The sequence below is a fragment of the Marinilactibacillus sp. XAAS-LB27 genome, from assembly GCF_036039175.1.
In the GTDB taxonomy this organism is placed as follows: domain Bacteria; phylum Bacillota; class Bacilli; order Lactobacillales; family Carnobacteriaceae_A; genus Marinilactibacillus.
Genome location: NZ_JAYXKP010000016.1, coordinates 1 through 1,326 on the forward strand (window position 1 = coordinate 1; position 1,326 = coordinate 1,326).

General features: G+C 41.3%; 1 protein-coding gene. It reads right to left on the reverse strand.

Annotated elements, in window-relative coordinates; all coding sequences use genetic code 11:
• Positions 1-51: 51 nt before the first annotated feature.
• Positions 52-1,230, reverse strand: coding sequence for an IS256 family transposase (locus VXN63_RS11965; protein ID WP_327758290.1), 1,179 nt, complete (start codon positions 1,228-1,230; stop codon positions 52-54).
• Positions 1,231-1,326: the final 96 nt, after the last annotated feature.

Genomic DNA, 1,326 nt, shown 5'->3' on the forward strand with positions numbered 1-1,326 from the left:
AGTCAAGTCCAGACTTCTGTGTAAAATGTACGATACTTTGTTTTAGTCTGATCAGTTTGATTCAAACTGGATATATTTTCTCGGAGAACTGATCCAGTTTTCATGCACGTCCATCAGGACGGCTCCAATTAAACGATTAGCTGAAGCCCTGTTGGGGAAAATACGGATGACTTTTTCTCTCCGTCTGACTTCCTCATTCAATCGTTCGAGTAGATTCGTGCTCTTCAATCGGTTGTGGCTTTTGCCTAAAACAGTGTACTGGAAGGCATTTTCGAAACCTTCATCTAGTGTTCTACAGGCCTTTTGATACTTTACTTGATCAGCGTATTCTTCAATCAACGTATTTTTAGCCTTACGGGCTAAATGAATATCTGAGAATTTGAAGATCGCTTTGACTGCTTCTCGAAAGGGTTTAGAACCTTTCTTAGGAACGGTACTTAAAATGTTTCGCATAAAGTGAACCTGACATCTCTGCCATGAAGCGTGAGTGAAGGAAGTTTGAATAGCGGACACAAGTCCTTTATGCGCATCAGAAATCACGAGCTTGATTCCTGATAGTCCTCTGTTTTTCAGATAGTCGAAAAAATTCGACCAGGTTTCATGACTTTCTTCATTTTGAAGCATAAAGCCAATGATCTGGCGATCACCTTCTTCTGTAATCCCTATAGCGATATGGCAGCTTTGAGATAGGACACGCTGTTCTACTCGTGCTTTTATGTAGAGAACGTCTACCATGAGGTAAGGGAACTTCGTTCCTGTCAGTGTTCGATTCTGCCATTCTTTAACGATCGGATCTAATTGAGTGGTCAGAGAAGAAACAAAAGACTTAGAGACTGATTTTCCACACAATTCTTCTACGATCTGAGAGACTTTACGCGTGGAGACACCTGACACATACATCTCTAGCATAGAAGCTAGCAAGGCCTTTTCATTCCGTTGATACCGCTCAAAAACAGTCGGAGAAAAGACACCGTCTCTTGTCCTTGGAACCTTAAGTTCCAATGTTCCTACGCGTGTTGTCAATGCTCTTTCGTAGTAGCCATTTCGCTGTCCCGTTCGATTCTCGGATCGTTCGTAACCCTCAGCCTGAATAAATTCCGTTCGTTGGTGCTCCATTAATTGATTAAAGACGGTCGTTAAAATCAGCTTTGAAGCATCGTCTTTCACACTACTGTCAATTAATGCTTGTATCTGTTTCGGTTCTAGGTTAATCTGTAGATGTTGGGTCATATGATTGCCTCCAGGTATGTTTTTAGTGGTTAAAAACATTGTACCGTACAGGCGATCATATGGCCTTTCTTTTTACACAATTATATGGACTTTATC